The sequence below is a fragment of the Nocardia sp. FBN12 genome (assembly GCF_050320175.1).
Lineage (GTDB): Bacteria > Actinomycetota > Actinomycetes > Mycobacteriales > Mycobacteriaceae > Nocardia.
Genome location: NZ_CP190048.1, coordinates 1,454,207 through 1,476,425 on the forward strand (window position 1 = coordinate 1,454,207; position 22,219 = coordinate 1,476,425).

Sequence of the window (22,219 nt, forward strand, 5' to 3'; positions counted from 1 at the left end):
GTGATCGATCGATCGCGTCACACAATAGTGAAGGCAGACAATGGTGTCCTCTATCTCCAGGTCAATGAGTCTCATTGCGTTCCTGCAGGCGCAGAATTGCTCGAACTATGTCGGGTCATGGCGTCATCCGCGCTCGATGAGCGACTTTCTGACGCCCGACTATTTTCAGCGGATCGCTCGCACGTTGGAGGCTGCGCGTTTCGACATGGCCTTCTTCGATGATCGGTTGGCAATGCCTGAGATCTATGGCCGAAGCCCGGATCTCGCGGTGTGCAACGGCATTCGTTCGGTGAAAATGGATCCGACGGTCGTCCTGATGGCAATGGCCATGGCGACGACCCATCTGGGGTTGGGAGCGACATACTCCACGACCTACTACGAGCCGTTTCACGTCGCCCGACTGTTCGCCACGCTCGATCAGATGAGCCGCGGGCGAGTCGCGTGGAACATTGTGACCTCCCTCAATGACTCCGAAGCGGCCAATTTCGGTCGAGCCACGCATTTAGGGCACGACGAACGCTACGACCGTGCCGACGAATTCCTGGAGATCGTCACCCAGATGTGGACCGCGTGGGAGCACGACGCGCTCATCATGGATAAGAGCACCGGCCGATTCGCCGACCCTGCCAAGGTCCACCGCACCGACTATTCCGGTGAGTTCTTCACCGTCGATGGCACTTTCACCGTCCCGCAATCCCCGCAGGGACACCCCGTGCTACTACAAGCGGGTTCGAGCGGTCGCGGAATGTCCTTCGCCGGTCGATGGGCAGACGTGGTGTTCACGGCGTTCAAGAACAAGGACCTCGGTGCTGCGCAGTACCGGAAGATCAAGCAAGCCGTCGCCGATGCCGGACGCGATCCCGGACAGGTGTCGGTCACCCCAGCAGTTGGCGTCATCGTCGCGGAGACACCGGAACAGGTCGCGGAGAAGGAACGTGTGCTGCGCGGGTTGGCGACGCAAGCCGACGGCTTGGCGTTGCTCTGCGAGACGCTCAATGTCGACTTCGGCGACCGACCGGTGGACCAACCCTTCACCGACGACGAGCTCGCCAAGATGTCCTGGCAGGGCCTGCGCGACCGCGTACTCACCGCCAGCGGCACACCGAACCCGAGCGTGGCCGACTTCGTTCGATACTCCGGACGCGGCACCCTCGACGAGGGCGGAATGTTCATCGGCACCCCCGAGCAAGTTGCCGATCAGATGGAAGAATGGTTCGACACCTGTTGCGATGGTTTCGTTCTCGCTGCGGGGGAGGTCCCTGGTTCGTATGAGGATTTCGCGAGACTGGTAGTTCCGGTGCTTCAGCGCCGCGGCTTGGTCAAGCGTGACTACGCCGGGGCAACACTCCGCGAGAATCTGGGGCTGTCCATCCCCACTCGCCGAACCTCGGAATCGGCAACCGGCCGCCCCGCGCAGGTGTCGGCATGACACCGTTGACCCGGATCCTCACTCCCACCGGGATGTTGGGATACGGCTTTCCTGAACAGGACTTCTGGGACTGCCTCGAACACGGCGTCGATGCGATCGTCGTGGATTCCGGGTCCACCGATCCAGGTCCCTATCTGCTCGGCACCGGGGCCACACTGGTGCCCGATGCCGCCTACCTGCGAGATCTGCGCCCGCTGCTACAAGCTGTTCACCGTTACCGCGTTCCGCTGATCATCAGCTCCGCCGGGGGTGCGGGCACCAACGCCCAGGTCGACTCCATGGTCGAGCTCGTCAAGGCAATCGTGGCCGAAGAAGGTTTCCAGTTGCGGTTGGCCGTGATCTACGCCGACATCGGAAAAGATGTGCTGACGCAGCGACTGGCCGACAACCAGGTAGCCGCCAACGTCCGCGGTGAGATGCCCACCCCCGGCGACATCGACGCCACCGTCGCGCTGGTCGCCCAGATGGGCGCCGATCCGTTCACCACGGTGATCACCGGGGACGAGCCGTTCGACGTGATCATCGCCGGACGGGCCTACGATCCGGCCCCGCACGCGGCGTGGAGCATGAGCCGCGGCGGGCAGCCCGGAATCGCTTGGCACAGCGGCAAAATCCTGGAGTGTGGCGGAGCGTGCGCGGAACCGAAGGGTGGTGGTGTGCTCGCCACCCTGTACGAGGACGCGTTCGAACTGACCCCGATGAGCCCCAACCAGGCATGCACGCCGTTGTCGGTCGCCGCGCACACCCTGTATGAGAAGAGCCGTCCGGACCTGCTTCCCGGGCCGGACGGTGTTCTCGATGTCCGCGATTGCCGCTATACGGCCGTGGACGAGCGGACCGTCCGGGTCACCGGAAGCCGCCATATCGACGCTGAACAGCCCAGTCTCAAACTGGAAGGCGCCAAGGTCGTTGGTGAGCGCGCGGTGTTCATCGGTGGGGTCCGCGACCCGATCCTGATCGGGCAGCTCGACACTCTTCTTGCCAAGGTGAAGAGCTATCTCGGTGCTATGCATCCCGAACTCGTCTCCGGCGAAGCCCGGTTGAGTTTTCACGTGTACGGCCGAGACGCGGTGATGGGAGATCTGGAAACGGCCACCCAGATCCCGCACGAAGTCGGGATTCTCGGCGAGGTGACCGCCCCTACCGCAGAGTTGGCGAAAACCATCTGCACGCTGGCTCGCATCGGGGTCCTGCATCTGCCGTATCCCGGGCAATTGGCCACCGCGGGAAATCTGGCACTGCCGCTGAATCCGATGGACAACTCGATCGGACCGGTCAGTCAGTTCAGCGTCTACCACGTGATGCAGGCCCGGGGTTTGGACCTTTTTCCCGTGACCCGATCGACGATAGGTGCATCATGAACGCCCCCATGCCGGTTCACCCCACGGACGCATCCGCAGCAACGACGGCACTGAAGGATCTCGCGCAAGTCATCCGAAGCAAGAATGCCGGGCCGTTCGAATTGACTTTCGACGTGATGTTCTCCGAAGCGGCCACTTACGCGCTGGTACGTGACAGCGGTGTCCTGACCCCGGCTCGGATGGCTGAACTGTACGGGATCGACGAAACCGCGATCACCTACTGCGCGTTCTTCGAACCCGCGCTCGCATTCAAACTCACCATCGTGCGCAGCGGATATCAGGGCAGTGTGGACGAATCCGACACCTTCGGCGCCCAACAACACGCGCCGCTGCTGGCTCTGGCGATCCCGACCAGTCGGCGCGGCGGTGCAGACGTTCAGCATGCGGCGGACGCCCGATGAGCACCAGCGACGCAGTCCCAAGTAGCACGGTCTCGACGGCATGTGCCGAACTGCGACGCGGCCGAACGGTTCTGGTGGTCGACGACAACGACCGCCGCACCCGGGCGACCTTGGTCCTGGCTGCGCAGTTCGCAACCCCTGAGGCGCTGGCATTCATGATCCGGCATACCAGCGGACTGGTATGCGCAGCGTTGACCCAGGACCGTGCCGACCTTCTCGACCTGCCCGCGATGGCACCGGACGGCCCCGCCGCGTCCTTCGCCGCGGCATTCACCGTGACCTGTGATCTCGCAGCTCAGACCGGGACCGGGATATCGGCGCACGATCGAGCAGGCACGCTCGCGGCGCTCGCCGATCCGGCCCTCACCGCCCACCAACTGACTCGCCCCGGTCATGTCCAGCCGGTGCGTGTTTCGAGCGGAGGTGTCCTCGACCGACCGGAACCGCCAGCCGCGGCCAGCGATTTGTGCCGCCTTGCCGGTTTGGAGCCGGTCGGGGTGTTGTGTGAACTCGTCGATGACGACGATGCCGGCCTGACATGCGGGCCCGCCGTAGGCGACTTTGCGCGCGAGCACGACCTGGCGGTGATCGCCATCGCCGACATCATCGCGCACCGTCGACGAACCGAGCCCAACATCGGTCGCGAGGCAGCAGCCCGAATCCCGACCCCGCATGGCGAATTCACCGCGATCGGCTACCGCGACCTCGCCAACCACGCCGAGCACGTCGCCTTTGTCCTCGGCGATCTGTCCACCGCAGCCGCGGTGCCGGTACACGTGCATGCCGAATGTGTCACCGGTGACGTCTTCGGATCGCGGCGGTGTGGCTGTGCCGAACAACTGCACGACGCCATGTCCACCATCGCCGAACACGGACGCGGCGCAGTGATATACCTGCGCGCGCACCAACGCCGACTCAACGACCAGACGGACCCGGGCACCGGCACACGCGATGCGATCGATGGCTGCCCGGCTTCGGGCGACCTGACGGACCGCTTCGACTACTTCAATGCAGCCCACATCTTGTCCGATCTCCAGGTGACAGCTGTGTGGTTGCTGTCAACCAGCACTGACGCAACCCGTGCTCTGGCCGAGCACGGGTTGCGGATCGTTAGTCATCCGCCGGTCGAGATTCATCCGAACACTCAGTCCCGACAGCGCGTGTCAACTCCGATCACGGTGACACCCATGCCCCTCCCCGGAGATTTCGCTCATGCCTGATCACACCCCGACAGCACTACCACCGGCCGAGACCAATCGCGCCCTCGATACACGCGAGTTCCGCCGCGTCCTCGGCCAATACCCGACCGGTGTGTCGGTGGTGACCGGGATCGCTACCGACGGTTCCACCGTGGGACTAGCCGTGGGTTCGTTCACCTCTGTCTCCTTGGACCCACCGCTGGTGGCGTTCATGCCGGCCTCGACATCGCAAAGCTGGCCCAAAATCAGGGAAACCGGGCGGTTCTGCGTCAATGTCCTCGCCGCCGACCAAGAACACATCTGCAGGTCGTTCGCGACGACCGCCGCCGACAAATTCGCTGGGCTGAGCTGGCGCCCGGCGTCCTCGGGCGCACCGATCCTCGACGACGCGCTGGCCTGGATCGACTGCGATCTCGACACCGAATACGAAGCCGGTGATCACCTCATCGTCGTCGGCCGGGTTCGCGACCTGCACAGCGAACGTCACAGCCTGCCGCTGCTGTTCTTCCAAGGTGGCTATGGCCGTTTCGCCTCCCAATCGCTGGCACTGCGCGATGTCAGATTCGCCACCCAACTGCAGTTGGTCGACCGGGCGCGCCCGCTCATGGAGGAGCTTGCCCACCGTCGCGGCCTCCAGGTCGGCGCAGCATACTGCGACGGCGCCGAACTCACCGTTCTCGCCACGGCCGGAACATTCACCGATCCGCGGTCCACTCCCGCTGCCGTCGGGCAGCGACTGCCGGTCAGCGCCCCCATCGGAATCTGGTGGATGGCTTTCGCCGCACCGGACCGTATCGAGACATGGCTCAGCGATGTCGAATCACCGCAGCAGAAGGACCGCTATCGCCAAGCGCTGGAACTGATCCGCGAGCAGCGGTACTGCCTCGGACTGGACTGGGTGCACTCGCAAGTCGAAACACTGATCAACCACCGGCCTGGCCCCGGTGAGGAACCGTCCGCACAAGACCGCGACGGCCTCAGACACCTCGGCATCGACCCCATGCATTTCGTTCAATCCGTAGCCGTGAACCGTCGCGATGAACGCCAGCCCAATGTCGTGAGTCTGTGGGCGCCAACGTTCACGGTCAACGGACAGGTCTCCCTCGGGCTCACCCTCGCAGACGCCTCCGGCCAAGCACGCCCGCTCGCCGATTTCGCCCCTGACCTACTCCAACTCGCCGACACAGTCAGCGCCATGAACACCAATTCACCGTAGCCACAACCGCCACACCACCTCAGAGGACAGAATGACCACCGACGAAAACGCCGCACAGGCGCTCGCACCACAACTGGCCGCCGCCGTGATCGGATTGCGATTCGGCGACATCCCCGAATCCGTCCGATCGACAGCCAAAACCCACCTGCTCGACGCGCTGGGGCTGGCGTTGGCCTCCACCGGCATGGACTACGGACACGCAGTTCACCAGGCCGCCACACGTCTCGGCGCGGGCGATGAAAGCCGAGTGCTGGGCTTCGGCACTCCGCTGCCGGCCGCCTCCGCTGCCCTGGCCAACGGCACCCTCATCCATGGCCTGGACTTCGATGACACCCATATCGGAGCGATCTACCACCCGACCGCGCCCGCGCTGGCAGCTGCGCTGGCAGTCGGCGATGCTGAACGAGCCGACGGTGAATCGTTCCTGCTCGCCTACATCATCGGTCTCGAAGTCGGTTGCCGGATCGCCGCCGCGGGCGCGGGCAAATTCCATGCCCGAGGATTCCACCCCACCGGCATCGCAGGCACCTTCGCCGCAGCGTGCGTCGCGGCCAAACTCCGCGGCGCCTCCGCGGAGACGTTGACCAACGCCCTGGGACTGTGCGGAAGTCAGGCCGCCGGGATCCTCGAGCTCCACGAATCCTGGCTCAAACGCATGCACCCCGGATGGGCTGCGCACTCCGGCATCATCGCCGTAACACTCGCAGAGGCAGGCTTCCGTGGCCCGGCGACCGTCTTCGAAGGCGCAGGGGGGCTGTTCGCAAGCCATCTCGGCGAAACTGTCGACGCCCAAGCGCTGGGTTTGCACGACCTCGGCGCCCGATGGATGACCCTCGACATCGCGTTGAAACCCTATCCCTGCTGCCACTTCACCCACGCATTCGCCGACGCCGCCCTCGCACTGCTCGATGAACTCGGCTCCGACCGCATCTCACCCGAGCAGATCGATCACATCGACTGCCCGATCGCCCCGGCTCTGATTCCGCTCGTCGCTGAACCCCACGAACGCAAAATCGCCCCCACAACTATCTACGACGCACTGTTCAGCGTTCAGTACGTTGTCGCTTCCGTCTTGGCCGGGCGATCCGTCGACCTCACCACCTTCTACGACCTGCCTCTCGATGAACCGCTCACACTGGCCATCGCGAACAAGATCCGCTGTATTCCCGACAGCAACACCGACTTCCCGGCCCACTTCTCCGGCGCTGTCACCGCACACCTGACCGACGGACGAGTCCTGCACCACGCCATCACCGATAGTCTGGGGACGTCCCAGAACCCTCTGTCCGACACCGCGGTCATCACCAAGTTCCTCGACAACACCCGCCGGGCAATCCCGGAAAGCCGGGGACCTCATTTGATCAAACTCGTCGATGAACTCGAAAATCTCGACGACATTTCCGCACTCCTCGCCGCCGCCGTCATCCCGACACCGCCGCATTGAACTCCGCCGAATCGGCGGCACCAAAGCCATACCTCGAACTTGGTCGGGGTATGGCGCCCGCGGTTTGAGCCAGATGCGCTGCCCAGGGGAGTTCGTGCGTTGCAATGCTCGCGCCCGCCTGATGACGAGCCCGACCGCGCGGGTTCTGCAACGCGGATTGCTGAGCATCTCGAACAGGATCGACCGGCCCGAGGCGACGCGAACAGCTATGTCGACGTCAGGATCAATTGAATTGCTGGGGCAACGACTTTGACGAGGCTTTCGATGTCTTCGGCGACCAACGTCGGTACGCCGATGATTTGACGGCTGGTGACGATGCCGACGAGCATCGATGCCGCCAGACCAGCTCGCAGCGCGGCGTCTGGATCGTTGTGGGCGCTGGTGCCTTCCACGAGCCGGAACTGGATGAAGTCACGTAGTTGCTCTTTGGCTTGTTCGTTGACGATCGCGCTGCGCAGCATTGCCATCAGAGGCTCGGATTCCTCGGCCGGTGCCTCCCATGCCTGCAGGTAGGCGCGCACGACTCGCTCGCCGAGGTGCTCGTCAGGGCCTTCGAAGGCTGTGTCGAACCGCTCGAGAGCCGACGGCGGGACGGCCATGACGGCGGCGAAGAGCTCGTCCTTGGAACGGAAGAACTGCATCACCTGCGACGCATCGACCCCGGCATCGGCGGCGATGCTCCGGATCGTGGTCGATGCGAACCCGTCACTGGCGAATCGGGCGCGCGCGGCGTCGAGCACGGTTCGGCGCGTGCTGCCGGTCCCCGGCCGTCGGCCGCGGCGCGCCTTGTGGGTTGAGTCCTTGTCCGTCGAGTCCTTGTCCACTGCCATGTTCCTGATGTCACCTCGGTTTTTTATAAACGCCTGTTGAGTTTTTATCGTAGCGGTCGTACGCTCGGAAATCGAGACCCCATCCGGATCTCTCCATCCCCGCAGGTGAGAGGCACACACAATGAGCGAAGACCTGAAGATGTACATCCCGTCCCACCCGCTACCCGCCCCCCGACGAGGCGTGCTGACCGACTTCGAGCCCGGCACCCGAACCTTGAACGCGGGCTTCCAGATCGCGCCCCAGTTCTGCGCCCTGCCGGTCGATGTCGTGCTCGACAAGGACGTCGCCGTACAGCTCCGCGACGGCGTCACCATCCACGTCGACGTGTTCCGTCCCGCTGGTGCGGAGCAGGTACCGGTGATCGTGGCGTGGAGCCCGTACGGCAAGGGGCAGGGCACCTCGTTGAGCGTGATGGGAGTCTTCGGACTGGTCGGCCTCGACAACGGGATCGTCTCCGGGCTCGCGAAGTTCGAAGGCCCGGACCCGGCCTACTGGTGCGCGCAGGGCTACGCCATCTGCAACCCCGACATCCGCGGAATCGTCGACTCCGAGGGCGACAGCGTGCTGTGGGATCGCCAGGAGGGCCGTGACTGCTACGACCTGATCGAGTGGCTGGCCGAACAGGATTGGTGCACAGGCAAAGTGGGGATGAGCGGCACCTCCTACCTCGCGGTATCGCAGTGGTTCACCGCCGCCGAGCAGCCTCCGCACCTGGCCGCGATCAACCCCTGGGAAGGCGTCAGCGATGTCTACCGCGACCTGGTGATGCGCGGCGGCATGCCCGACACCGGATTCGCCCGCCAACTCCAGGAAGGCAGCTTCTTCGGCAACAACCAGAAAGAGGACATCATCGGCGAAGCCGAGCGCTACCCGCTGATGAACCCGTTGTGGGAGAACAAGATCCCGGACTTCGACCAGATCACGGTGCCCGCCTACATCGTGGCCAGCTACTCCAATACCTTGCACACCGCGGGCACATTCCGCGCCTGGCGCCGGATCGCGTCCGAACAGAAGTGGCTGCGCATCCACAACAGTCAGGAGTGGCCCGACTACTACGACGAAGCGAACCGAGACGACCTGCGACGCTTCTTCGACCACTACCTCAGGGGCGAGGACAACGGCTGGGAAGCTACGCCGCGGGTCCGCTACTCGATCCTCGACCTCGCCGGTGGCGACCGAATCAACATCCCCGCAGACGAATTCCCGCCGAGCGGTGTCAGCTCGACGAAGTACTACCTCGACGGCCGCTCGCGGAGCTTGACCACCGATGCTCCGGCCGAGGAGCTGGCGGTCAGCTACGACGTCGAATCCAATCCGAACGCTGTCTCGTTCATCACCCGCTTCGACCAGGAGACCGTGCTGGTCGGTTACCCAAAGGCTCACCTGCGGGTCGAGGCGCGTGGCTCCGACGACATGGACTTGTTCGTGCTCGTCCAGAAGCTCGACGCCTATGGCACGCCGCTGCAGCAGTTCACCGTGCCGAATCAGAGCGCGCGCATCCATGACCTCACCGATCACGGTGCCACGATCTTGCGGTACAAGGGCTCCGACGGGCGGCTGCGAGTGTCGGCTCGTCACCTCGACGAGGATCTGTCGACCGAGCAGGTACCCGCGCACAGCTTCGACCGCGTCGAGAAGCTCTCGGACGGCCAGATCGTCGACATCGAGATCGACCTGTTCCCGATCGGCCTCGCGTTCCACCCCGGCGAACAACTCCGCTTCGTCATCAGCTCGCGAAACCTTCTGGGCACACTGATGCCGGCGATCGGCGAATACACCGGCGCCAACACCGGTGTGCACGTCATCCACACCGGCGGCGAACACCCTTCCTACCTACAACTGCCCATCGACCGCGCCTGAGACCGGACGGGGATCGCCGATGCTGCGGTGCGTCATCACCGCTCCCACACTCGCGCACGCTGATACTGAAACCCCGTCACGCTCGGCGCACCCGAGAGCGCCGAGCGTCACGGATCCCGCTGACCGCCACGTTGAAGGAGTGTCCGCCGATGACGGCGATCGATGGTCGTATCTACCTCGACGGACGCCGCATCGGGAATCCATGCGATCTTCAGGATGCCGTCGAGGCGATGCGGCAATCGGGCGCGGTGGGTTGGATCGGCCTGACCGATCCTGATCCGGTCGATCTCGAGTCGGTCGCGGCGACATTCGGGTTGCACCCGCTCGCGGTCGAGGACGCCCGGAAGGGGCATCAGCGTGCCAAGCTCGAACGGTATGGCGACACGTTGTTCGTGGTGCTGCGACCGGCTTGGTACGACGACGGCGAGGAACGGGTCGAGTTCGGCGAGGTGCATCTGTTCGTCGGGCCGAACTTCGTCATCACCGTGCGACACGAGGCACGCCTGGACCTGACGACGGTCCGCGACGCGTTGGAAGCGGACTCGCAGTTCCTCAGTATCGGGCCCGAAGCGATGCTGACGGCGTTCCTCGACGAGATCGTCGACGGCGACACCCCGGTCGTCGCCGGTGTGGAAGCCGATATCGACGAGGTCGAGGACAGCCTGTTCAGCGACGGCGATGTCGATCCGGCATTGTCGGAGCGGATCTACCGGCTCCTCGAGCAGGTGATCGCCTTTCAACGGGCGATCGGACCACTGCCCGCTATCGTGCGTGGATTGCTCTCTGGTGCCGAGAAGTTCGGCACCGACAACGAGGTGCAGAACCGGCTCCGCAACGTCCTCGACCACACCATCCGGGTTTCGGAACGGGTCGAGTCCTGCCGGGCACTGCTCAACAACGCGCTCACCGTTCATTCCACGCTGGTGTCGTTGGAACAGAACGATGCCATGCGACGCTTGTCGAACGCCACCTTCGAGCAGGGCGAGGAGGTCAAGAAGATCTCCTCCTGGGCAGCGATTCTGTTCACCCCGACACTGGTGGCCTCTACCTATGGCATGAACTTCGACCACATGCCCGAACTGCACTGGATGTGGGGCTATCCGTTCGCCCTCGCGCTCATGGTCGGTTTGGGGGTCGGTTTATGGGGTGTGTTCAAGTGGCGGCATTGGCTGTGAGCTGCGGAGATTGGCGAGCACCCGGCACAAGTAGCGGTCGACGGACTCTGCTCATTCCCTTTCGCGCTGGGAACTGCCAATTCGACAAGCAGATCCAACTCCGGATGGGTCAGGCCGACGTCAAGCGATGGGCCGAAGACATCATGGCGCTGCTGGGCGACGACCACCCACTCGGCGTGGAAAGCTTTGCCACCCACCGGCTCCGCTCGCGTCGGCACCCGAGGCGTACGAGATGTTTCAGCAGAAGACCGGCGGGGCCGTCAAATAGTTCTCGACCCCGCCATGCGGCCGGGCTGAGTGGAAGAGGTGGCGTCGGGAACGCCTCGCCGGATTTTCGGCGGTCAGCCGACTCGGCGACACCTGGTGTGCACAGTTAGCGGTGGTTCGGCCTACGGTGCGGCGGAGCCCGCGCTCAGGAACTCGCTGACACGCCGGCGAAAGTCCTCGGGCTGCTCGAGATGCGGGAAATGTCCGGCGCCGCTGATGGCTGCGCTGTGTGCGGTCGCCTCAGCGGCTTCGATCCCCACACACTGGTCGTGTTCGCCGTGCAGGTACAGCCAGGGTTGCCTGGGTGTGGCGGTCAGTGCCTGCTGCTCGGTGGTGAGGCCGGGATCGTGGAGTTCGGGGTGGAAGCCGGCTCGGTACCAGCCGAGCGCGGCGGTGAGGTGCGCCGGATCGGGTAGCGCCTCCTTCGCGGCGGCGACGGCGGCTGGGTGGGCGAATCCCGGTGACCATTCCTCCCACAGCCGGTCGAGGAACGCGCCGTCGTCCACGCCGATGATTGCCTCGGCGGCGGGGTGCTGGAACAGGAAGGTGTACCAGGACCGTCGTAGTTGGGTGTAGCTGCCCATCATCTGCGCGAGAACGGCGGCGGGTGGCACGGAGATCGTCACCACGCGTTCCCATTTCGCGGGATCGAACGCGGCCGCACCGTAGGCGATCGCGGCGCCGATATCGTGGCCGATCAGCACCGCCCGCTGATCTCCGACCAGGGCCCGATGGAGTCGGTCGATATCGCGAACGTAGGCGCCGCCTTGATATAGCCCGTCCGCGGGTATCTGGGTGGGGGCGTAGCCCCGCAGCCACGGTGCCACAGCCCGGTAGCCCAGGTCACCGAGCGCGTCGAGCGTATCGCTCCACGAAGCGGGGCTGTCGGGGAAGCCGTGCAGGACCATCGCCAGCGGTCCGTCGGCCGGTCCGGCTTCGAGGTAGCTCATAGTGAGGTCTGGCAGATCGATCGAATGTTGTGTGGTCATGTGGTTTCCATTCGGGTAGTAGTCGCAGCCGCGTACGTCAGATGTCGAGGGTCAGGTGGCCGGTCACGGCGCGTGATACGCAGATCAGCATGCGGTTGCCGGCGTTTCGTTCGGCCGTGGAGAGCACCGAGTCGCGATGGTCGGGAACGCCGTCGAGAACGCTGGTCTCGCAGGTTCCGCAGATGCCGTCGCGGCAGGAACTGGCTACCGCGATACCGGCTCGTTCGAGGGACTCCAGGATGCTGTGGTCGGGCTCGACTGTTACCTCGATACCGGATTTCGCGCAGTGCACTGTCAGTTCGGCCGCAGAGCTTGCGGGTTCGGCGGCCGGTGCCGCCCGGAATCGTTCGGTGTGGATGGCGCCTGGAGGCAGGCGGTCGGTGAGCGAATCGAGGGCTTGCAGCAAACCCTCTGGCCCGCAGGCATAGACCAGTGTGCCTGGTGCGCTCGCCGTGAGGATTCGGTCGAGGTCGAGAAATCCGGAGGTGTCCTCCGTGACCAGGTTCACTCGGTCGCCGCAGGTGGCCAGGGTTTCCGTGAAGGCCATACCGGCCGCGGTCCGGCCTCCGTAGTGCAGTGTCCACGGTGTCCCGAGCCGGTCGGCCTCGTTGATCATGGGCAGGATCGGGGTGATCCCGATTCCGCCGACGATGAACAAATAGCGCGTCGCTGGGACGAGAGCGAAATTATTGCGCGGCGGCGAAATAGCGAGGGTGTCGCCGATCTGTAACTGGTCGTGGATGAAGGCCGATCCACCCCGCCCCTCCGGTTCGCGCAGTACGGCCAGGTCGTAGCCGTGGCGATCGGCGGGGTCGCCGCACAGCGAGTACTGGCGGACCTTACCTCCGGGTAGGTGGAGGTCGACATGCGCGCCGGCCGTCCACGGCGGGAGCGAGCTTCCCCCAATGGTTTTCAGACGGAGAGCGACGACGTCCTCGGCGATCGGCTGTTTGTGCTGCACAACCACTGTCTGTCGCTGCGGCGCAACGACTGCTGGGGTGGGGGGCGCCGGCTGTTTCAGCATGCCCCGGGGCCGGCGGAATCCGAGAAGGCGTGATGTCGGCATAGGTGCCACTCTCCGAACTAGAGGTTGCGGTGTAAATAATTCTGCTCTATTCTACACATGAACGTGATGCCAGTCACCAAAGGAGTGGACATGAAGGCAGCGGTACTGACGGATTCGACTCCGTCGCTGGAGATCCGGGATATCCCCGATCCGGCGCCCGGCCCGGGGCAGGTGATACTCGAGGTCGAGGCGGCCGGGATCTGCGGTTCCGATCTTCATCTGGCGCCGCTACTGAAGAGCTATCCGGGCATTGTCTTCGGGCACGAGTTCAGCGGCCGGGTCGTCGCCCGCGGCAATGATGTCGATCCGCGGCTGGAATCGAAGCTCGCCGTCGGCTTTCCGCTGGTCGGCTGCCACGACTGTGTGAATTGCCGCTCGGCCAACCCCGCCCGCTGCGTGAGCGCGGAGCTGACCGGGGTACAGCGACCAGGAGCCTTCGCCGAGTTCGTCGCCGTCGACACACAGGATCTGTTCGTCTTGCCGGCCGAGGTCGGGGCACGCAGTGGAGCCTTGGTGGAACCGCTGGCCGTCGCGCACCACGCGCTCGAAAGGACCTCGCGCGAACCCGGGGCGCCGGTGCTGATCCTGGGCGCGGGACCGGTCGGGCTGGCCGTGGCCCTGTACGCGCGGCTGTTCGGGGCCAGCGAGGTCCTGGTGAGCGATCCGGTCCCCGCCCGCCGCACGCTGGCCGAGGCGGTCGGCGCCCGCACCGTCGACCCCACCGCCCAGGACGTCGGCGAGGCTTTCGCCGAGCTCACCGGTTCGGCGCCGGCGACAGTCATCGAATGCGTGGGCGTGCCCGGACTGATCCAGCACGCCGCCGACGTGGCGGCCCCAGACGCACAGATCACCATCGTCGGTGCCTGCACCGTGCCCGACACCTTCACCCCGACCACCGCGATGGCCAAGGAACTGAATTTCCAGTTCGTCCTCTACTACCGCCCCCGCGATTTCGAGATGACCATCGCGCACCTGGCCGCCGGCCGCCTCGACCCCGCCGCCCTCATCACCGACGTGATCGGCCTGGACGAGCTGCCGGCTCGCTTCGAGGCGCTGATGCGGCCCACCACCGAATGCAAAGTGCTCGTCACCCCGAACCGGACCTGAACCCCAGTTGCCATCTCTTCTGAAAGGTCAACCATGTCTATGCCGTTCACGCTCGAAATTCCAGAGCCGCTGGGTACCACCCATCGGTCCGACGAGGAGCTGCCCTGGGTAGACCTCACCCCCGAGGTGGAGACCAAGGTCGCCCACGTCAACTTGAAAGAGGGGCTGTGGGTGGTGCGCAACCGGATGCAACCCGGCACCCAGGTCCAGACGCACCGACACACCGGCCCGGTGTTCGCGTTCACCATGTCCGGTTCCTGGCACTACCTCGAATCGGCCGAGGAGATGAACCGGCCCGGTTCGTATCTGTTCGAGCCCGCCGGCTCCATCCACACCCTGAAGGTTCCCGAGGACAGCGACGGCCCCGCCGATGTGTGGTTCGCGATCTACGGCGCCAATCTCAACCTCGACGCCGGCGGAAATATCGAAAGCGTCCTCGACGCGGGCACGATGCTCGCGGTCTACCGGGCGCTGTGCCAACAGCAGGGCCGCGGCGAACCCAACGTCTACGTCGAGCAGTGACGACGCCGCACTCGCGGACTTATCGGAAAGGAATTCCCATGCCGGAAGCAGTAATCGTCGCCACGGGGCGCAGCCCCATCGGACGTGCTCAGAAAGGCTCGCTGGTCGACATACGGCCCGACGATCTCGCGGCTCACATCATCGGGTCGGTGGTAGACAGCATCGGTCTCACACCGGAAACGATCGACGACGTCATCCTCGGCTGTGGGCTGCCCGGCGGCGAGCAGGGCTTCAACCTCGCCCGGGTCGTCAACGTGCTGCTCGGCTGGAACAGCACACCCGGGACCACCGTGAACCGGTTCTGCGCCTCCTCGCTGCAGGCGATCCGGATGGCCGCCCATGCCGTGAAAGCCGGTGAAGGAAAGGTTTTCGTCGCCGGCGGAGTCGAAACGGTCAGCCGCTACGTCCACGGCTCCGCGGACGCGTTCCGCCCGGCCACCGACAACCCGAAATTCGACGAGGCGAAGGCCCGCACCGCCGAAATAAAGTCCGCGGGCGGCTGGACACCGGCCACCGACGGCCTGCCCGATCTCTACATCGATATGGGCGACACCGCCGAGAACGTCGCCGACCTGTGCAACGTATCCCGGCAGGTGATGGACGAGTTCGCCGTCCAGAGCCATCAGCGGGCCATCGCCGCGCGCGAGTCCGGGTTCTGGGCCGAGGAGATCATCCCGGTCACCACGCCGTCTGGTGTTGTTGTGGATTCCGATGACGGTCCGCGCCCGGGCACCACGGTGGAAAAACTGGCGGCGCTGCCGGCTCGGTTCCGGGAAAACGGCCGGGTCACTGCCGGTAATGCCTGCCCGCTCAACGACGGTGCGGCCGCGGTCGTGGTAATGAGCGCGGACAAGGCGAAGGCGCTGGGCCTGACGCCGCTCGCGCGGATCGTCGCGTCGGCGGTCTCCGGCCTCGACCCAGAGATCATGGGACTCGGACCGGTCGAAGCATGCCTGCGAGCGATGAAATCCGCTGGCCTGGCCGCCTCCGATATCGACCTGCTCGAAATCAACGAAGCCTTCGCCGCCCAGGTGATCCCGTCGGCCGAACAACTCGGGATCGGCTGGGACAGGCTCAACGTCAACGGCGGCGGTATCGCACTCGGGCACCCGTTCGGTATGACCGGCGCGCGCATCATGACCACCCTGGTGCACTCACTCATCCGGCGCGACAAGACCTTCGGCATGGAATCGATGTGCATCGGGGGCGGCCAGGGCATGGCCATGATCGTCGAACGCCTCTCATGACCAGCGGCATCGCCGGAATTGCCGGCCCTGTATCCCTGGGCGAGCGCATCCGCGAACTGGCACAGCACGACCCGGACCGGATCGCACTGCGATTCTTTCCCGTCGCCGGCCCCCAGCAGGACCTCACCACCGCAGAACTCGACCGACGCTCCGATCAGGTCGCCACACTGCTGGCCGATTTCGGTGTGCGGGCGGGTCAGCGGGTGGCCATCGGTTTGCGCAATTCGCCCGAGCACTTGGTCGCTGCGCTCGGGGCGTGGAAGATCGGCGCAGGAATCGTCACCATGCGCTGGGATGTCCCGGCGTGGGAACGCGACCGGCTGCTCGACGTCACCGAGCCGGCCGTGATCGTGTCCGACCACGACGAGGTAACCACCTCGGGTATCCACATCGTCGACGTGGCCCGCGCCGCGCAACTCACTCCGCGGCAGATCGGGATCAGCACCCCCACTCACGCGATGGCGATCCCGACCGGCGGATCGACCGGCGCTTCGAAAGCCGTGGTCCTGCCGGTTCCGGGCGCAATGGTCCCGGGGACGGTGTTCGCCGCCACCTACGCCATGTTCGGGATGGCCCCTATCGACCGGCACCTGATCATGGGCCCGCTGTATCACGGCAACCCGCTGATGATGGCGCACGGCGGGCTGTTCGAAGGCCAGCAGATCCTGCTGATGGAGAAATTCGACGGACCGGCCTTCATTCGAATCATCGCCGAGCACCGTCCGCAGTTCATGACCCTGGTCCCGACGATGATGCGCCGCCTGCTCGACACCCCCGGTATCGACGCCGTCGACTGGTCCTGCTTCCACACGATTCTGCACGGCACCGCGCCCTGCCCGGGGTGGCTCAAACACCGATGGATCGAGCTGGTCGGCGGCGAACTGCTGTGGGAGATCTTCGCCTCCAGCGAACTCGTCGGCTCGATCATCGTGCGCGGCGACGAATGGCTCACCCGGCCAGGAACCATCGGGCGGCCCGCACCGGGCACCGAACTGCGGATCCTCGACGACGACCTACGGGAGGTAGACACCGGTGAGGTCGGGGAGATCTATCTGCGGTTGGCAGGGGTCGACGCACCTCTGTTCGACTACCTCGGCAAGGACCGGCCCAAAGTCATCGAAGGCGGCTATGTCTCCGTCGGTGATCTCGGACGGGTCGATGAGCAGGGCTACGTCTACTCCGCCGACCGCAAGGGCGATCTCATCATCACCGGCGGCGCGAATGTCGTCCCGGCCGAGGTGGAAGCCGCGCTCGGCGAGCACCCCGACATCGCGGATGTCGTCGTCATCGGAATCCCCGACGAGGACTGGGGCCACCGCGTCCACGCCCTCGTGGAAGTCGAACGCGGGCATACCCGCCCGGCGGCAGACGAACTCAGGGCCTTCGCGAAATCCCGCCTCACCGCCTACAAGGTCCCCAAGACCTTCGAGTTCGTCGACCAGATGCCGCGCAGCGAAATGTTCAAGGTCCGCCGCGCGGCACTCGCCGCCGACCGCAGCTGACCCAGGCCGATCACCGGCTGCCCGGCCCACACACCCTTCACCCCATCTGAGGAGTCCGCCATGGACAGCATCAGTGTCCGCAAGATGACCTTCGAATTCCCCGAAGACATGGAACTCGTCTTCCTCGAGAACGATCCCGACCTGTCCATCTACTTCCTCGGCTCCTGGATGTCGCTGCCATATCTGGAGCCCTATCTGATCAAGAACGTCCGGCGCGCCGCCGACGAGATCACCGATGCCGCGCTCGCCGAGCGGATCAAACTCTTCTGTGCGCAGGAAGGCGTGCATTTCCGCGAGCACGCCAAGGCAAACGATGTCATCCGGGCTGCGCACCCCCAGTTCGTGGTGATGAAGGAGCTCGAGGAAGAACTGCGTGCCGAGTACGAGCGGTTCACCGAAACCAAATCGCTGCGCTGGAATCTGGCCTACGCCGAGGCCTTCGAATCGTTCACGACCGCTGGCGCCATCACCCAGTTCGAGATGCGGATCTTCGACAATATGGTCGCTCCGCTCGGCGACCTTTTCGCCTGGCATGTGATGGAGGAACTCGAACATCGCACGGTCGCCTACGAAGCCCTCGAAGCGGTCGAACCCAGCTATTGGTACCGGGTCCTCGTCGGGACCCGTTGCCTGATGCACTACCTGCGCTGGTCTTTCAAGCTAGCCGGCGCCATGGCCAAGGCGGCGCCCGAGATCATGAAACAGCCGATCGGCAAAGCCGAGAAGAAGCGGCGTAACAAGCTGCGCCGCACCCTGCTGCTGCGGACCTTCCCGCGGACCTTGCGGGTGTTCTCCCCGCGCTACCACCCCCGCGACCTCGCCCTGCCGGACAGCTTCTACGAGGTCCAGAGCAAGTACGACGAAATCGTCGCCGGTTCCTGAAATTCACTCGACACCCAAAGGAGAAACTCTGTGTCCCCTCTCTGTGAAGGCCGCGTGGCCTTGGTCACCGGCGCCGGCCGGGGAATCGGCCGCGAACACGCACTCTCGCTGGCCCGGCACGGCGCCGCTGTCGTGGTCAACGATCTCGGTGGTGCGGTGACCGGCGACGGCAGCGACACCAGCCCGGCGCAATCGGTGGTGGACGAAATCACCGCTCTCGGTGGCCGCGCCGTCACCGACGCCGGCAATGTCGCCGACTGGGACGATGCCCGCGCCATGGTCCAGCGCGCGATCGACGAATTCGGCACCCTCGATATCGTCGTCAACAATGCCGGAATACTGCGCGACCGGATGCTGGTGAACATGTCCCCGGACGAATGGGACGCGGTGATCGCCGTTCACCTGCGCGGTACCTTCAACGTCACCCGGCATGCCGCCGAGTACTGGCGCGACCAGCACAAAGCCGGTGCATCGGTCGACGGCCGCATCATCAACACCAGCTCGCCCTCCGGCCTGTACGGCAATATCGGGCAGGCCAACTACGGCGCCGCCAAGGCGGGGATCGCGGCGTTCACCACGATCGTCGCCGAGGAGTTGTACCGCTACAACGTCACCGCCAATGCCATCGCCCCGGCAGCACTGACACGGATGACCGAGAACCTGGTCAGCGTCGACGCGGAAATCGCCGCCCAGCTCGACCCCCGCTGGATCGCGCCCCTGGTCACCTGGCTCGCCTCGCCCGAATCCCGCAACGTCACCGGCCGGGTATTCGACGTATCCGGCCAGGCGCTGTCGATCTCCGAAGGCTGGCATCGGGGGCCGACCACCGGCGCGGTCGGCGAAGCCGAGGATATCGGGCAGGCGGTCGCCGACCTGATGGCCAAGGCTCGGCCGAACGCCGACATGACCGGGACCGACGCCGAAGGACCAGGTCGGCCGACACATTCGCCGTAACCGACGAACGCCGGGCGGAGAATCCGGGGCGTCAGTGGGGCAAACTGTAACCGGCAGTCCGTTCTTCTACACTCGGAAGACGAACCGGACTGCCGACCCAGGGGAGCGCGACCATGACCAACACGACGGAGATCTTCCAGGTTCCGCCCCGGCCACTGGCACGCATCCCGCACTTCTCTACCCGGCAGGAGGAGATCCTCGACGGACTGCAACGCGCCATTCTCGCCGACGGCTTCCGCTCCCTGCGCCTCACCAACGTCACCAAGGACCTGAGCACGTCCTACGCCACCCTGTACCAACTCGCACCGAGCAAGGACGAGCTCGTCGCCTTGGTGATCGAACGCTGGTATCAGCGCGCGATAGACGCCGCCGTTCAGCGCCTGCATTCGGCGCACGACCCGATTGCCCGGATGCAGGTGTGGACCGATTTCGGTGTCGAGGGTGTGGGACGGACCTCGCGCGTGTTCTGGCTCGATGTCAACGCGCACAACGCCATTCGCGGCCTCGTCGCGAGCTACTCGCATTACTACGTCGAGGTTCTGCGCACCATTCTCGATCACGGTATCGAACTCGGAATCTTCCGCCCGATCAACACCGAACTGCTCGCCGCGGTCTGGGAAACAGCGGCCACCAAACTGGCCGACCCCGAACTACAGCGCGACGAATCTCGCGACCTGCGCCAACTCTCGGCCGACTGGGTCGACCTCGTACTCAACGGAATACTCAGGACTTGAATTGCCTCTCAACGCTTCCGCCGTCGGACTGACCCTGAAACCGTGGACCACCACGATCGATGCCCGACGGCTGATGGCCTATGCCGCCGGCCTCGGCCACACCGACGACCTCTACTTCGACACCACCCGCCCCACCGGCATCATCAACCACCCCCTGTTCCCGCTGTCACCGGAATGGGACCTGCTCACCGACCCCGACTCCGGAATGGCAGCCCTCGGGCTCACCCGCGCCGAAACCCACCGCGGCGTGCACGCCGGCCACGACCTGCATCTCCACCGCACCATTCCCGCCGATGCCACGGTGACGGTCTGCGCTGAAGTCACCGGTATCCGGCGCACCTCCGCCGGCGCGCTGATCGCCATGCGATTGGAGGGCGCCGACGGCGACGGCCCCCTGTGGACAACCTGGATGGACTCCCTCTACCGGGATGTCGACGTCGACGGAGCCGATCAAGTGGCCGACGCTGCACCTGAACGTCCCGGACCGCCGCCGCAATCCACGCAATCCCGCAGCGGAGCGGTCCGGATCGAAACCTGGGCCCCGCACGTCTACGGCGAATGTGGCCGCCTCTGGAACCCCATCCACACCGATCTTGCCGTCGCCCGCGCTGCGGGGCTGCCCAGCGTGATCCTGCACGGCTCGGCCACCCTGGCACACGGAGTCGATTGGGTGTTGGCCGCCCTCGGCCGCAGCCCGGAGCAGGTACGCCGGGTCGGGGCCTCCTTCCGCGCGGTCGTTCCAGTTCCATCCACCATCCAGCCCACGCTCCACACCGTGGACACCCAACCCGACGGCACCAGCACAGCGCATTTCAGCGTCTTGAACGGAGCCGGCAACCAGGCAGTCCGCGACGCTTACGTGGTGTTGAACCCATAGGCCGGTCGCAGTCCATGTCGTCCCCGTGCCGAGTTCGGCACGGGGACGGTTCACCGGTGCGACCCTTCACAGTCGTCTACGCACAGAACACGCCGAGCTGACAATTCTCCACCCGACCGCCCGTTCCCGAGTGTTGCTGTTGCACCCCAACAGATTTACGCGCGTCGTCACGGACTCCGTCGACGTCGCACGCGGCCTTGTTCAGCAGCGCTGCATCCCGTTCGGCGTCAAATCGCCCGCGGCTTAGGCCAAGGTCCCACCGTTTTCCCCGCCAACAGCACGAAACCCTATGCTACCCAACAGCATCGCTAAGAAATGCTGGAGTATTACGGGCTACACCTCGGTGGAGTGAACCCCTCAGGCCAATCCGTGACTTGATCGCAGTGGACAATCGCATCGGCGATTGTGTACGGCTTGTCCAGCGCCAAAATGAAATGTTCTAGCGTTAGTCCGTCGATTCTCGAAAGGTCGGCACCTGATATGTCGACGTCCAAGAACTCGGCGCCTGTCACGTCAGTTGACACGAAAACGGCAGAAGTGGCGTTTGCTCCTCCCCAGAAGGTGTAAGACAGGTTGGATCGGTTAAAGTTTCCCAGCTGAAAATTCGCATCCCGAAATAGTGATCCTGAGAGATTGGTTTCCACGAAGTTTGCGCGCGCTAGAACGGAGTCGTTGAACAATGTATTGCTGAAATTGCCGCGTTTCATATCGGCGCCAACCAGGCATGCGTACGACAGGTCGACTACGGTGCCACCGTGTGGCATCCTACCTAGCACTGTTATGGCTGCCTGGATATTCGCAGCGAGTCGTATCCCTGGTCCCGCATTCATGGCGGGAACTGTGCACTTGGATGCCGGAGCTTCGTTGCGCACGTACGCGGACAAAAGCTCCACGGTGGTGCCTCGGTCGGTAGGAGAGTCGTTTGCTAAACGTTCAAGAAGGTAAATGCCTGCCAGTTGCGAATTTATTTTCTCGGAGCTCAGTTGCTCGGTAGCTTTTGCGAGCCGGTCGGTGATGGCAGATTCCCGTGTGGTTGAATTCTGGGCATTCGTTGCGCGCAGAGTTTGTCCAGTGAAATACAGTGCCGCGACTGCGGCGACTGCTGTGGTCAACGTTGTGAGTGTGGACCAACCCGACCAGGTGAAGGCTTGATGGA

At 64.7% G+C, this 22,219-nt stretch carries 20 protein-coding genes and 2 pseudogenes; 17 read left to right on the plus strand and 5 right to left on the minus strand.

The features are described from left to right. Window positions 1–40 precede the first annotated feature (40 nt). From ACQHI0_RS07205 to ACQHI0_RS07230, 6 genes are read left to right on the plus strand one after another with little or no spacing between them, the layout of a single operon-like run. Window positions 41–1,429, plus strand: coding sequence for an LLM class flavin-dependent oxidoreductase (locus tag ACQHI0_RS07205; protein ID WP_427907141.1), 1,389 nt, complete (start codon window positions 41–43; stop codon window positions 1,427–1,429). Next, a complete protein-coding gene (locus ACQHI0_RS07210) occupies window positions 1,426–2,790 on the plus strand; it encodes an acyclic terpene utilization AtuA family protein (protein WP_427907142.1) in 1,365 nt (454 codons plus the stop codon). Before ACQHI0_RS07205 ends, ACQHI0_RS07210 begins: the two co-directional genes overlap by 4 nt. Then, complete coding sequence (locus ACQHI0_RS07215; RefSeq protein ID WP_427907143.1) at window positions 2,787–3,191, plus strand: DUF4387 domain-containing protein; 405 nt, start codon at window positions 2,787–2,789, stop codon at window positions 3,189–3,191. Before ACQHI0_RS07210 ends, ACQHI0_RS07215 begins: the two co-directional genes overlap by 4 nt. Then, entirely contained in the window at window positions 3,188–4,411 is a 1,224-nt protein-coding gene (locus ACQHI0_RS07220) for a 3,4-dihydroxy-2-butanone-4-phosphate synthase (RefSeq protein WP_427907144.1), read from the plus strand. The genes ACQHI0_RS07215 and ACQHI0_RS07220 overlap by 4 nt, the downstream gene beginning before the upstream one ends. Next, the gene (locus tag ACQHI0_RS07225; protein ID WP_427907145.1) at window positions 4,404–5,606 is read left to right on the plus strand and encodes a flavin reductase; all 1,203 of its coding nucleotides are present in this window, start codon (window positions 4,404–4,406) and stop codon (window positions 5,604–5,606) included. The genes ACQHI0_RS07220 and ACQHI0_RS07225 overlap by 8 nt, the downstream gene beginning before the upstream one ends. A gap of 31 nt (window positions 5,607–5,637) precedes the next feature. Continuing rightward, window positions 5,638–7,050, plus strand: coding sequence for an MmgE/PrpD family protein (locus ACQHI0_RS07230; protein ID WP_427907146.1), 1,413 nt, complete (start codon window positions 5,638–5,640; stop codon window positions 7,048–7,050). A 206-nt stretch (window positions 7,051–7,256) separates the two neighbouring features. On the opposite strand, the gene ACQHI0_RS07235 is transcribed toward ACQHI0_RS07230, so the two are convergent. Further along, window positions 7,257–7,880, minus strand: coding sequence for a TetR family transcriptional regulator (locus ACQHI0_RS07235; RefSeq protein WP_427907147.1), 624 nt, complete (start codon window positions 7,878–7,880; stop codon window positions 7,257–7,259). Between the two features lie 121 nt (window positions 7,881–8,001). Between ACQHI0_RS07235 and ACQHI0_RS07240 the strand changes: the two genes are divergently transcribed. The 3 genes and pseudogenes from ACQHI0_RS07240 to ACQHI0_RS07250 all read left to right on the plus strand — a co-directional run. Next, entirely contained in the window at window positions 8,002–9,741 is a 1,740-nt protein-coding gene (locus ACQHI0_RS07240; RefSeq protein ID WP_427907148.1) for a CocE/NonD family hydrolase, read from the plus strand. 149 nt (window positions 9,742–9,890) lie between these two features. Continuing rightward, entirely contained in the window at window positions 9,891–10,916 is a 1,026-nt protein-coding gene (locus tag ACQHI0_RS07245; RefSeq protein WP_427907149.1) for a magnesium and cobalt transport protein CorA, read from the plus strand. Between the two features lie 80 nt (window positions 10,917–10,996). After that, a pseudogene (locus ACQHI0_RS07250) lies at window positions 10,997–11,184 on the plus strand (glutathione-dependent formaldehyde dehydrogenase); the annotation flags it as partial. Between the two features lie 121 nt (window positions 11,185–11,305). Here ACQHI0_RS07250 and ACQHI0_RS07255 read toward each other — a convergent pair. Next, complete coding sequence (locus ACQHI0_RS07255; protein ID WP_427907150.1) at window positions 11,306–12,172, minus strand: alpha/beta fold hydrolase; 867 nt, start codon at window positions 12,170–12,172, stop codon at window positions 11,306–11,308. 37 nt (window positions 12,173–12,209) lie between these two features. Next, on the minus strand, window positions 12,210–13,139 hold the full coding sequence (locus ACQHI0_RS07260) for a PDR/VanB family oxidoreductase (protein WP_427907151.1): 930 nt from the start codon (window positions 13,137–13,139) through the stop codon (window positions 12,210–12,212). Window positions 13,140–13,328: 189 nt separating this feature from the next. On the opposite strand from ACQHI0_RS07260, the gene ACQHI0_RS07265 reads away from it, so the two are divergent. From ACQHI0_RS07265 to ACQHI0_RS07300, 8 genes are all read left to right on the plus strand, one after another. Beyond that, a complete protein-coding gene (locus ACQHI0_RS07265) occupies window positions 13,329–14,345 on the plus strand; it encodes a zinc-binding dehydrogenase (protein WP_427907152.1) in 1,017 nt (338 codons plus the stop codon). A gap of 39 nt (window positions 14,346–14,384) precedes the next feature. After that, on the plus strand, window positions 14,385–14,867 hold the full coding sequence (locus tag ACQHI0_RS07270; RefSeq protein ID WP_427907153.1) for a 2,4'-dihydroxyacetophenone dioxygenase family protein: 483 nt from the start codon (window positions 14,385–14,387) through the stop codon (window positions 14,865–14,867). Window positions 14,868–14,905: 38 nt separating this feature from the next. After that, window positions 14,906–16,114: an acetyl-CoA C-acetyltransferase gene (locus ACQHI0_RS07275; protein WP_427907154.1), complete on the plus strand. Its 1,209-nt coding sequence runs from the start codon at window positions 14,906–14,908 to the stop codon at window positions 16,112–16,114. Further along, window positions 16,111–17,616: a class I adenylate-forming enzyme family protein gene (locus ACQHI0_RS07280; RefSeq protein WP_427907155.1), complete on the plus strand. Its 1,506-nt coding sequence runs from the start codon at window positions 16,111–16,113 to the stop codon at window positions 17,614–17,616. Before ACQHI0_RS07275 ends, ACQHI0_RS07280 begins: the two co-directional genes overlap by 4 nt. A gap of 60 nt (window positions 17,617–17,676) precedes the next feature. Then, a complete protein-coding gene (locus ACQHI0_RS07285; RefSeq protein WP_427907156.1) occupies window positions 17,677–18,498 on the plus strand; it encodes a metal-dependent hydrolase in 822 nt (273 codons plus the stop codon). 30 nt (window positions 18,499–18,528) lie between these two features. Beyond that, window positions 18,529–19,452, plus strand: coding sequence for an SDR family oxidoreductase (locus ACQHI0_RS07290; protein ID WP_427907157.1), 924 nt, complete (start codon window positions 18,529–18,531; stop codon window positions 19,450–19,452). Window positions 19,453–19,565: 113 nt separating this feature from the next. Continuing rightward, complete coding sequence (locus ACQHI0_RS07295; RefSeq protein ID WP_427907158.1) at window positions 19,566–20,186, plus strand: TetR/AcrR family transcriptional regulator; 621 nt, start codon at window positions 19,566–19,568, stop codon at window positions 20,184–20,186. A 1-nt stretch (window position 20,187) separates the two neighbouring features. Beyond that, entirely contained in the window at window positions 20,188–21,063 is an 876-nt protein-coding gene (locus ACQHI0_RS07300) for a MaoC/PaaZ C-terminal domain-containing protein (RefSeq protein WP_427907159.1), read from the plus strand. Window positions 21,064–21,142: 79 nt separating this feature from the next. Here ACQHI0_RS07300 and ACQHI0_RS07305 read toward each other — a convergent pair. Continuing rightward, window positions 21,143–21,339 (minus strand): annotated as a pseudogene (locus tag ACQHI0_RS07305) (IS701 family transposase); the annotation flags it as partial. Window positions 21,340–21,389: 50 nt separating this feature from the next. Further along, window positions 21,390–22,175, minus strand: a complete 786-nt coding sequence (locus tag ACQHI0_RS07310) for a pentapeptide repeat-containing protein (RefSeq protein WP_427907160.1) — start codon at window positions 22,173–22,175, stop codon at window positions 21,390–21,392. Between the last annotated feature and the right edge of the window lie 44 nt (window positions 22,176–22,219).

What these genes read in the sequence shown, in the direction of transcription:
- ACQHI0_RS07205 (WP_427907141.1), top strand. Translation starts at nt 41, where the DNA reads ATGGTGTCCTCTATCTCCAGGTCAATGAGTCTCATTGCGTTCCTGCAG.
- ACQHI0_RS07210 (WP_427907142.1), top strand. Translation starts at nt 1,426, where the DNA reads ATGACACCGTTGACCCGGATCCTCACTCCCACCGGGATGTTGGGATAC.
- ACQHI0_RS07215 (WP_427907143.1), top strand. Translation starts at nt 2,787, where the DNA reads ATGAACGCCCCCATGCCGGTTCACCCCACGGACGCATCCGCAGCAACG.
- ACQHI0_RS07220 (WP_427907144.1), top strand. Translation starts at nt 3,188, where the DNA reads ATGAGCACCAGCGACGCAGTCCCAAGTAGCACGGTCTCGACGGCATGT.
- ACQHI0_RS07225 (WP_427907145.1), top strand. Translation starts at nt 4,404, where the DNA reads ATGCCTGATCACACCCCGACAGCACTACCACCGGCCGAGACCAATCGC.
- ACQHI0_RS07230 (WP_427907146.1), top strand. Translation starts at nt 5,638, where the DNA reads ATGACCACCGACGAAAACGCCGCACAGGCGCTCGCACCACAACTGGCC.
- ACQHI0_RS07235 (WP_427907147.1), bottom strand. Translation starts at nt 7,880, where the DNA reads ATGGCAGTGGACAAGGACTCGACGGACAAGGACTCAACCCACAAGGCG.
- ACQHI0_RS07240 (WP_427907148.1), top strand. Translation starts at nt 8,002, where the DNA reads ATGAGCGAAGACCTGAAGATGTACATCCCGTCCCACCCGCTACCCGCC.
- ACQHI0_RS07245 (WP_427907149.1), top strand. Translation starts at nt 9,891, where the DNA reads ATGACGGCGATCGATGGTCGTATCTACCTCGACGGACGCCGCATCGGG.
- ACQHI0_RS07255 (WP_427907150.1), bottom strand. Translation starts at nt 12,172, where the DNA reads ATGACCACACAACATTCGATCGATCTGCCAGACCTCACTATGAGCTAC.
- ACQHI0_RS07265 (WP_427907152.1), top strand. Translation starts at nt 13,329, where the DNA reads ATGAAGGCAGCGGTACTGACGGATTCGACTCCGTCGCTGGAGATCCGG.
- ACQHI0_RS07270 (WP_427907153.1), top strand. Translation starts at nt 14,385, where the DNA reads ATGCCGTTCACGCTCGAAATTCCAGAGCCGCTGGGTACCACCCATCGG.
- ACQHI0_RS07275 (WP_427907154.1), top strand. Translation starts at nt 14,906, where the DNA reads ATGCCGGAAGCAGTAATCGTCGCCACGGGGCGCAGCCCCATCGGACGT.
- ACQHI0_RS07280 (WP_427907155.1), top strand. Translation starts at nt 16,111, where the DNA reads ATGACCAGCGGCATCGCCGGAATTGCCGGCCCTGTATCCCTGGGCGAG.
- ACQHI0_RS07285 (WP_427907156.1), top strand. Translation starts at nt 17,677, where the DNA reads ATGGACAGCATCAGTGTCCGCAAGATGACCTTCGAATTCCCCGAAGAC.
- ACQHI0_RS07295 (WP_427907158.1), top strand. Translation starts at nt 19,566, where the DNA reads ATGACCAACACGACGGAGATCTTCCAGGTTCCGCCCCGGCCACTGGCA.